Source organism: Streptomyces sp. NPDC093085 (genome assembly GCF_040683935.1).
Taxonomy (GTDB): domain Bacteria; phylum Actinomycetota; class Actinomycetes; order Streptomycetales; family Streptomycetaceae; genus Streptomyces.
Map to the genome: position 1 here is coordinate 203,687 of NZ_JBFBFB010000015.1, position 9,472 is coordinate 213,158.

8 protein-coding genes and 1 tRNA gene are annotated in these 9,472 nt (G+C 73.7%); 3 read left to right on the top strand and 6 right to left on the bottom strand.

The genetic code is table 11. From position 1 onward, the window contains the following. Positions 1 to 381 precede the first annotated feature (381 nt). On the top strand, positions 382 to 1,203 hold the full coding sequence (locus AB0O07_RS31170) for an ABC transporter ATP-binding protein (RefSeq protein WP_365639657.1): 822 nt from the start codon (positions 382 to 384) through the stop codon (positions 1,201 to 1,203). After that, on the top strand, positions 1,200 to 3,935 hold the full coding sequence (locus AB0O07_RS31175) for an ABC transporter permease (protein WP_365639607.1): 2,736 nt from the start codon (positions 1,200 to 1,202) through the stop codon (positions 3,933 to 3,935). Before AB0O07_RS31170 ends, AB0O07_RS31175 begins: the two co-directional genes overlap by 4 nt. 417 nt (positions 3,936 to 4,352) lie before the next feature. Here the strand turns inward: AB0O07_RS31175 and AB0O07_RS31180 are convergent, their stop codons facing one another. From AB0O07_RS31180 to AB0O07_RS31205, 6 genes are all read right to left on the bottom strand, one after another. After that, complete coding sequence (locus AB0O07_RS31180) at positions 4,353 to 5,543, bottom strand: macrolide family glycosyltransferase (protein ID WP_365639609.1); 1,191 nt, start codon at positions 5,541 to 5,543, stop codon at positions 4,353 to 4,355. Positions 5,544 to 5,966: 423 nt separating this feature from the next. Then, positions 5,967 to 6,518, bottom strand: coding sequence for a Uma2 family endonuclease (locus AB0O07_RS31185; protein WP_365639611.1), 552 nt, complete (start codon positions 6,516 to 6,518; stop codon positions 5,967 to 5,969). Positions 6,519 to 6,701: 183 nt separating this feature from the next. Beyond that, positions 6,702 to 6,789 (bottom strand) — tRNA-Ser (locus tag AB0O07_RS31190). A 113-nt stretch (positions 6,790 to 6,902) separates the two neighbouring features. Further along, positions 6,903 to 7,385, bottom strand: a complete 483-nt coding sequence (gene tadA, locus AB0O07_RS31195) for a tRNA adenosine(34) deaminase TadA (protein ID WP_365639613.1) — start codon at positions 7,383 to 7,385, stop codon at positions 6,903 to 6,905. Next, positions 7,385 to 7,942 (bottom strand): hypothetical protein, encoded by a 558-nt coding sequence (locus tag AB0O07_RS31200; protein WP_365639616.1) that lies wholly within the window; start codon positions 7,940 to 7,942, stop codon positions 7,385 to 7,387. The genes tadA and AB0O07_RS31200 overlap by 1 nt, the downstream gene beginning before the upstream one ends. 327 nt (positions 7,943 to 8,269) lie before the next feature. Next, the gene (locus AB0O07_RS31205; RefSeq protein ID WP_365639618.1) at positions 8,270 to 8,509 is read right to left on the bottom strand and encodes a hypothetical protein; all 240 of its coding nucleotides are present in this window, start codon (positions 8,507 to 8,509) and stop codon (positions 8,270 to 8,272) included. A 174-nt stretch (positions 8,510 to 8,683) separates the two neighbouring features. Here AB0O07_RS31205 and upp point away from each other — a divergent pair, with 174 nt between their 5' ends. Further along, positions 8,684 to 9,319 carry a uracil phosphoribosyltransferase gene (gene upp / locus AB0O07_RS31210; protein ID WP_365639620.1) on the top strand — a complete coding sequence of 212 codons (636 nt, stop codon included), beginning with the start codon at positions 8,684 to 8,686 and terminating at the stop codon, positions 9,317 to 9,319. The last annotated feature ends 153 nt before the right edge of the window (positions 9,320 to 9,472 follow it).

A 9,472-nucleotide genomic window follows, 5' to 3' on the forward strand; every position in this document is an offset into this window, starting at 1 on the left:
GCCGGGTAGCGCACGTCACCCTGGGCCGCACGATGGAAGGAGCCCCGCGGATCCGGCAAGAGTCCGCGGGCACCGGACCGGCCCCCCTCTGCGGAGCCCGCGCCGCGCACTCCCCCCTGACGCGCCGCGGGCTCAGGGGCCGGCTCCCCGGGGGGAGCGGCCCGGCCCCCGGAGGCCGCTCCCCTCCACCTCCCCTCCTCTCCACCCCGCTCCCCGCCCCCTGGCGCTGCCCCGGATCCCCTGCCGTTTCCGCTGGTCAGGCGCGTATGGTGCAGCCTGCTGTACCTCCGGTCGTGGCATGTACGGGATGTTTTCCGGCCCCGGGCCCGCCCTACGGTCGACTCACTGTCGATCACGCGGACGAAGGGCCGGTTCATGGCGATGAAGGGGTGGCTCAAGGAGCCGGGAGCGACGCGTGCACCGCGTACGCCCTCCGACTTCGCCGTACGGCTGGAGACCGTCACCGCGGTGTACGGCCCGAGCGGCACCGGGGGCCCGGCGGGCGGCCCCGGCGGCCGGGGCGGGGCGGACGGCGTCGTCGCGCTCCGCGAGGTGTCGGCCGGGATCCCGCGCGGCGGGTTCACCGCCGTCATGGGCCCCTCGGGCTCCGGCAAGTCGACCTTCCTGCACCTGGCGGCCGGCCTGGAACGGCCGGCGGCGGGGCGGGTCCTGCTGGGTGACACCGATCTGAGCGGGCTGACCGAGACCGCCCTCACCGAGCTGCGGCGCGACCGGATCGGCTTCGTCTTCCAGGCGTACAACCTGATCCCCGCGCTCGACGTCCTCGACAACATCACCCTGCCGCTGCGCTTCGCCGGCCGGACCGCCGACCCCGGCCGGCTGGACCGGATCGCCTCCGCCGTCGGGATCGACGCGCTCCTGGAGCGCCGGCCGCACGAACTCTCCGGCGGCCAGCAGCAGCGCGTCGCCATCGCCCGCGCGCTGGTGACCGGCCCCGATGTCGTCTTCGCCGACGAGCCGACCGGCGCCCTCGACACCACCACCGGAGCACAGGTGCTCCGGCTGCTGCGCGGGCTGGTCGACACCCTCGGCCAGACGGTGGTGATGGTCACCCACGACCCGGTCGCCGCCTCGTACGCGCACCATGTGCTCTTCCTCGCGGACGGCCGGATCGTCGGCGAGCTCGACGCGCCCACGGCGGAGACGGTGGCGGCCCGCATGACCCACCTGGGGGAGCGGTGAAACGTACCCGTAAGGGCGCGATGGCCCGTACCCGTAAGGGCACCGCCGATGCCGCCTTCGCCTGGCAGTCGATCCGGGCCCGGCGCGCCGGGTACCTCGCCGCGTTCCTCGCCGTGCTCGGCGGCTCCGTTCTCGTCACGGCCTGCGGTGTGCTGCTCCAGTCCGGGCTCTTCGCCGGGATCGCGCCGCAGCGGTACACGGCCGCCCCCGTCGTCGTCGGCGCCGCGCAGTCCGTACGGGGTCCGCAGGAGGGCGGACCGGATCCGGAGGAGGCGCTGCCCGAGCGCGCGCTGCTGCCGGCCGGACTGGTGGAGACGGTGGCCGCGGTCCCCGGCGTCCGGGCGGCCGTCGGCGAGATCAGCTTCCCGGCCACCTTGCTGACGGACCGGGGCCGCCCCGTTCCCGCCCCCGCCGGCGGCGAGTCGCTCGGCCACGGCTGGGGCTCGGCCGTGCTCACCCCCTACGGGATGCGCGAGGGCGCGGCGCCCCGTCACCCCGACGAGGTCGTGCTCGACGCGGAGACCGCCCGGCGCGCGGGCGCCCGGGTCGGCTCGACGGTACGGATCGCGACGGCGGACGGCGCCGTACGGTACCGGGTCGCCGGGATCGCGGCCCCCGCCGAGGAAGCCGGCGGGGACGGGGGGCTGCGCCAGACCGCCCTCTTCTTCACCGACGACACCGCGCGCGCCCTCTCCGGCCACCCCCGCGAGGTCGCCGCGATCGGCGTCTTCGCGATGGACGGCGTACGGATCGCCCCGTCCGCCCCGCTCTCCTGGCTCACCCGCATCCCCGGCGTGGCCGGCCTCCTCGGCGGCGAGGACACCCTCACGCACCGCATCGAGGACGCCCTCACGGAGCAGGGATACGGCGAGGCGGGGTACGGCGCCGACCGTACCGTCGTCCGCTCGGGCACGGCGCGCGGCGAGGTCGAGTTCCTGGGGGCGGCGCGGTCCCGCTCCGTACTCGCCCTCGTCTCCGGCTCGTTCGGCGGCTTCGTCCTGGTCATCGTGCTCCTCGTCGTCGCGAACACCCTCTCCCTCGTCGTCCACCAGCGGCGGCGCGAGGTCGCCCTGCTCCGCGCGGTGGCGGCGACGCCCCGGCAGATCCACCGCATGCTCGCGACCGAGGCGGGCATCGTGGCGGGCGCGGCGGCCCTGCTCGGCGTCGGCCCCGGCTACCTCGCCGCGCAGGCGCTCCGCGACGGCTTCGCCCGTATCGGCGTGATCGAGGACGGCTTCGCGCTCTCGGCCGGCCCGGTACCGGCCCTCGCCGCCCTTCTGCTCTGCCTCGGCACGGCGCGCCTCGCGGTCTGGTCGGCGGCGCGCAAGCAGGTACGGGTCGCCCCGGTGGCCGCCCTGCGCGACTCCGTCGTGGAGCGCCCGGAGACCGGGACGGCCCGGGTCGTCGGCGGGTACGCCGTGCTCGGCCTGGCGGCGGCGACGCTGGTCGCGGTGGCCTTCGTACCGCAGAGCCTGGCCGCCGTGCCCACCGTGCTCTGCTCGCTGCTCGCCCTGATCGCCCTCGCGCTCCTCGGCCCCCGGCTGATGGCGGCGCTCGCCCGGGGCGCCGGGACGGCGGTGCTGGGCCGCTTCCGGGTGGCCGGCCATCTCGCGGCGGCGAACAGCGCGGCGGGCTCGCGCCGGCTGGCGGCGGCGGTCACCCCGCTCGCGCTGACCATCGGGTTCGCGAGCAGCCAGTTCTACAGCCAGACCACCCTGTCGGACGCGACCCAGCGGCAGGCACGGGCGGCGACCGTCGCCCCGTACGTGCTGACGGGCGCGGGCGGCGTCTCCCCGGAGGTCGCGGAGCGGGCCCGGCGGATCCCCGGGGTGACGGCGGCGACCCCGCTGGTCGCCACCGAGGTGGTCGCGGTCGAACGGACCCGGCTCGACGAGCCGCTGTCGCGGTCGCGGGCGTACGGGATCGACGCGGCGGGCCTGAAGGGCACGCTGGACCTGCCGACCGCCGATGGCACCCTGGCGGAGCTGCGCGGCGACACCGTCGCGCTGAGCGAGACGGAGGCGTTCTACCTGGGCAAGTCGGTCGGCGACCGGGTCGCCGTCGCGCTCGGCGACGGTACGAGGGTGAGCCCCCGGGTGGTCGCCGTCTTCCGCCCCAACCTGGGCTTCGGCGATGTGCTCCTCCCGGCGGCCACCGTCGTCCCGCACACCACGGACCGGCTCGCGGACACGGTGCTCGTCGCCACCGCCCCGGCGGCCCCGGACTCCGGCGCGGTGGCGGTGGCCACGGCCCTGCGCGCGCTGGCGAAGGACCATCCGGGGCTCCGGGTCGGCGACCGCGAGGACCTCCGGGCCGCCCAGGACGCGGGGACCCGCTCGCAGGACTGGCTCAACCGGATGCTGCTCGCGGTGATCCTCGGCTATGTGGCGCTCTCGTCGGCGACGACGCTGGTCACCACCACGACGGCCCGGACCCGCGAACTCGCCCTGCTCCGCCTCTCGGGCGGCACCCGCGCCCAGATCGCCCGCATGCTGACGGCGGAGACCGCGTTCCTCGCGGCGATGGCGGTGGTCCTGGGGGCAGCGACGGCGGCCATCCCGCTGGCGGTCCTCTCCTTCCGCCTCACCGGGGCCCCGTTCCCGGCGGGCCCGCCGTGGGTCTTCGCGGGGATCGTGACGACGGTGGTGGTGACGGCCCTGCTGGCGATCCGGCTGCCGGCCGGGCGCGTGCTGCGGGCGCATCCGCTGGAGGCGATGCGGGCGCGGACCTGAAAGCTCCGGTCCGGCCGGCCGGCCGGACCGGAACCGGGGCCGGCACCGGGCCGGGGGTGACCTCCGTTCCGCGTGGGGCGGGACGGAGGTCACGTGGGCGTGCGGGGTGCGTCCTTCGACGAACTGGCATCGCCATCGTGGACGCCGTGCGCTCGGCGCCCCGCCCCGGGTGAGCCGGCGCGACCTGGCGCCCGTGCCGGGCGTGGACCCGGCGACCGTCAGCCGCCGCTGGTCCCGGATGAGCGGAGGGCCGGTCGGTCCGCTCCGTACCCCTGCTCTCCGGGGACTCCCTGTCAGGGGAAACCCCGTCAGGGTGGACCCGCCCCCAGCACCTGGCTCCCAGCACCCGGCGCCCAGCACCCAGCACCTGGCCCCCAGCACCCGGCGCCCGGCACCGCGCACCCACCCCCCCACGGGTCAGCCGAGCACCCCCTCCCCCACCATCTCCTCCACCAGATCGGCGGCGCGCCGGGTGCCGCCCTCGGCGCGCGCTGCGGCGCGCAACAGGGCGGAGCGGCGGGCGACTTCGGCGTCGCCCGTCAACTCCTCCAGGGCGGCCCGCAGCCGCTCGGCCGTGGCGTCCGCGGTGTCGATACGGCGGGCCACGCCCAGCTCCACCAGCCGGTCGGCGTTCATGAACTGCTCGGCGCCCTGCGGTACGGCGATCATCGGGACCCCCGCGAGCAGCCCTTCGCCGGAGCCGCCCATCCCCGCGTGGGTGACGAAGGCGTCCGCCTGCTCCAGGATCGCGCGCTGCGGGACCCAGGAGCGGACTTCGACGTTGGGCGGTACGGCGCCCAGTTCCCCCGGATCGGTGTACTTGCCGATCTGGAGGACGACATGCCAGCCGGGCAGCGCCCCGAAAGCGGCGACGCACTGCCGGTAGAACTCGGGCTGCCGGGTGTACGCCGACCCCAGCGAGACCAGCAGCACCTTCTCCGCGTACGAGGGCCGCACCCACCCTTCCCCCGCCCCACTCAGCTCGAAGCAGGGCCCGACGAACGTCACCGCATCGCCGTCGACCCGGTCGGCGTGCGGCTGCATCGCCCGGGTGATGAGGGCCAGCGCCCGCGCCGGATGCCCCGAGAACGCGTCCACGTCCGTGGTCGTCGCCCCGCACTCGCCGAGCCACCGGGCGAACCTCTCCCGGTAGGCGTCGGCCCCCGGGAGCCGCCGCAGATGGACCCCGACCTCCTCCGCGTACCCGTCCCACCCCACGAACGTGGGCGACAGTTGCAGCAGCGGCCGGCCCTGCGCCTCGGCGAGCGCCCGCGCGGCGTACGCGCCGATGTCGTACAGATACAGGTCGGCGGGATCGCGGTCGTAGACGGCCCGCAGCCGGGGCAGCACCCGCATGGCGTCGTCGAGAAAGAGCCCGGCCGCGGCGATGGGATCGTCGGGCCAGTTGTTGTCGCCGACCGGCAACAGGGAGGAGAACTCGACCAGTTCGGCCCCGGTGGGCGCGATGAGACGCGCCACCGCGGGGTCATTGGCATACGTCACCCGATGACCGCGGGCGACCAGCTCACGGATGACCTCAAGACTCGGCAGGACATGACTGACGGCGGGAATGCCGACCATCGCGATATGGGCACGGCGACGGGACACGGAGACCACTCGGATCACTCACTTCGGATCAGTTCAACGGCAAGAGGACACGACGAACCCGCGCGCCGACGCTCTCTCCGGATCCCGGAGCTGCCCGGGAGGGATCCCGGGGCGGGCGCGCAGAAGGGGTGTGGTGTCAGCCGTAGATCTGATGCATGAAGTACATGCCCGCGACCCTAGGGCCTGTCTGACAATTCCCGCCTGCCTCGCGACGCCATGCACGCACTCTCGCCGCACCGGGCCCTGACCCAAGTACGTCCAGTACGTGGGTCAGGGCCCGGCACGCCGAGAGCACGCACCTGACGCCGCGAGGCCGCCCTCCGGGCGACGACGGGAATTGTCAGACAGGCCCTAGCCCGTGCGCGGGGCGAGGGCACCTCAATTACCGGGTGAGCTCGATCGCCAGAGGCGAGGGCGGGATGGTCAGCGAGTACGGGCTCCCGGTTCGGGCCGGGGCAGCTCGTCGAGGTCGAGGTTGAAGATCCGGCCGTCGGCCAGCTCGATGGGCAGCTTGCCCGTGCCGTACTTGTAGGTGTGTGCCGCGATGTAACCGGACCCGGTGGGCTCGGTGTGGATGACGACCTCCTGGGCGTACGGGTCCACGATCAGATAGACCGGGATGCCGTAGCGGCCGTATTTGGCCGTGCAGTCGTCGTAGTCCTTGCGCGCGGAGGAGACGGATACCACCTCCGTGATCAGCAGGACATCCTCGAAGCTGTAGCGCTTGCCCTGCTTCTCCGCGTCCTCGCGCAGGATCGCGAGATCGGGAGCGGAGTTCTCGTCGGCCGGGAAGTCCAGATATACGTCGGAGGTCACCTTCGCGTGGCGCCCCAGAGCGAGCGTGTCGATCTGTAGCGAGCGGATCGTGCTGGAGTGCTCCTCGCTCTGCGGGGTCATGATCACCTTCCCGTCGGCGCCGAAGAAGACCGTGTAACCCTTGGGGAACTCGGTGTGCATGATCGCGTCAACGCTCATCAGCCGCTCCTTCTCGTCGTCTCCCAGCATAGGGGCGGTCAGCGCACCAGTCCGTCCGCGTACCGCCTGGCAGCCGTGCCCGCCGTGCGGACGCCGCGAGCAACCGCGCCGCGATCTCCGAAGCGGCTGCGGCAGAAAAGAACCGCCTCCGACCTGTCAATTCAGGTCGGAGGCGGTTCTCTGTGGCGGTAGCGGAGGGATTTGAACCCTCGGTGAGTTTCCCCACACTCGCTTTCGAGGCGAGCTCCTTCGGCCGCTCGGACACGCTACCGAGAGAGAGCTTAGCCCACAGAAGGCCGTGGTTTGAAATCGGTTGGCGGGGAGGGGTGCAGAGGAGGGCGGAGGGGAGGGGCCGAGGGGGATGGAGGAGGGTGGCGGAGGGGGTCAGAGGGGGCGGAAGAAGTCGGTCAGGAGCGTGGCGCACTCCTGGGCCAGGACTCCGTGGATCACTTCGGGGCGGTGGTTGAGGCGGCGGTCGCGTACGACGTCCCAGAGGGAGCCCGCCGCGCCGGCCTTCTCGTCCAGGGCGCCGAAGACCACCCGGTCCAGGCGGGACTGGACGATGGCGCCCGCGCACATGGTGCACGGTTCCAGCGTCACCACCAGCGTGCACCCCGTCAGACGCCAGGCGCCGAGCTTCCCGGCCGCCCTGCGGATCGCCAGGATCTCCGCATGGGCCGTCGGGTCGCCCGTCGCCTCGCGTTCGTTGTGGGCCGTCGCCAGCGTCGTGCCGTCCGGGGCCAGGACGACGGCGCCGACCGGTACGTCGCCGGAGCCGGCCGCCCGCGCGGCCTCGTCCAGGGCGAGGCGCATGAGCGGCGGCCACGGTGCGCGTACCGGGTCGGGGGCCGGGTCCTGGCCCGGCATCAGCGGACGGTCTCCAGAACGTCCGACGCGCCCAGCGCCTCCGCGATCTCGGCCATCGCGTCGGACTCCAGCGCCAGCAGATCGGCCTCGGAGAGGCCCAGGTCGCTCAGGATCTCGCGGTCGCCCACGGCACCCGTGGGCGCCGCCTCGGCGGCCGGGGCGGGGAGGCCGGAATGGAGGTCGCCATCCGTATCGGTCCCTTCGGGCTCGTCGTCCGGTTCGCCGTCCTCCGTACCGTCGAGGTTCAGCGCGTCGAGGTCGTCGGCCGGATCGTCCGCGTCCCCGCCGAGCAGTTCATCAATGAGGATCTCCCCGTACGAGGAGCGTGCGGCCGCGGCCGCGTCGGAGACGTAGATACGAGGATCTTCCTCGCCCTCCACGCGGAGGATGCCGAACCAGGCGTCCTCCTGCTCGATGAAGACGAGCACCGTGTCCTCGTCCACCGAGGCTTCGCGGGCCAGGTCGGTGAGGTCCGACAAGGTCTCCACATCGTCGAGCTCTGTATCGCTCGCTTCCCACCCGTCTTCGGTGCGCGCGAGCAGTGCGGCGAAGTACACCGTGACTCTCCCACTGGTCAGAGGTGTGACGGTCCGGCGGTGCGCTGCTCGGCGCCGCCTACTCGGAATCGTGGCAGAAACCGGCGCTTGGCGAGAGGTCTTCCGCCGTTGCGTCGTGCCGTCATTTTATTGGGCCCCTGTGGCCCAATCGGCCCGGGGAGGGGTCAGGACCTCCGGAATCGGTGCCGGAGCGGGCGCGGGACGCGCGGCGGGGACTCCGGGTGCGCCTTTCCTGTACGGGGCGTGACACGCCGGGGCGCCGGTCCTGGGCGCCGCCCCGGCAGCCGGTCCCGGCGGCCGGTCCTGGCCGCCGGCGGAGTCGTACGGCTACCAGCGGAACGTACGCATCCGCATCTGCTGCCGCATTCGCGCCGCCCGCGCCTGCCGGGGCTTCACGCGCTCGCGGAGCGCCTTCGCCTCGTACAGTTCGCGCAGGAACTGCGCGCGCCGCCGGCGCCGGGCGGCCTCCTCCTCGCCGTCGCCTTCACCGTCGCCGACGCCCTTGCCGGTGCCGTTGCCGACCGCCGCGTTCTCGGATGCCGGGTCCGAGGGGGACTCGGGACTCATCGGCGCCTCACCACCTCAAGCCGTGGGCCGGGCTCTCCCGGGGTCCTCCGGGTTCTTTCAGGTTCTTCTACCTTCCCTCGCTCCGCAGGGTTGATGCCAGCCCCCGGCCCTGTCCGGCATTCCGTACTTTCCCGACGGCGCGTAGTGCTTTGGCCCCCGGTTACTGTGGACGCCATGCGGATTCATGTCGTCGACCACCCCCTGGTCGCGCACAAACTCACCACGCTGCGCGATCGGCGCACCGACTCCCCCACCTTCCGGCGCCTCGCCGACGAGCTGGTGACCCTGCTCGCGTACGAGGCCACCCGGGACGTACGGACCGAACAGGTCGACATCGAGACCCCGGTGACCGGCACCACGGGGGTGAAGCTCTCGCACCCGCGTCCGCTGGTCGTCCCGATCCTCCGGGCCGGTCTCGGCATGCTGGACGGCATGGTGCGGCTGCTGCCCACCGCCGAGGTGGGCTTCCTGGGCATGATCCGGAACGAGGAGACGCTCCAGGCCTCCACGTACGCCACCCGGATGCCCGAGGACCTCTCCGGGCGGCAGGTGTACGTCCTGGACCCGATGCTCGCGACCGGCGGCACGCTCGTCGCGGCGATCCAGGAGCTGATCAAGCGCGGCGCCGACGATGTCACCGCCGTGGTGCTGCTCGCCGCGCCCGAGGGCGTCGAGGTGATGGAGCGCGAGCTGGCGGGGACGCCGGTGACGGTCGTGACGGCGGCGGTCGACGAACGCCTCAACGAGAACGGCTATATCGTCCCGGGGCTCGGCGACGCGGGCGACCGGATGTACGGCACCGTCGACTGATCGGCACCGTCGACTGATCGGTACCGTCGGCTGATCGGTCAGGTGCGGCGACGGGAGCGGGGCGCACCCTCCACCTGGAGGGTGCGGCCCCGGCACCAGGGCGGGGGGGGCGGGCGGAGGGGACCCCGGGGCGAGCGCCGGGGCTAAGGAGGT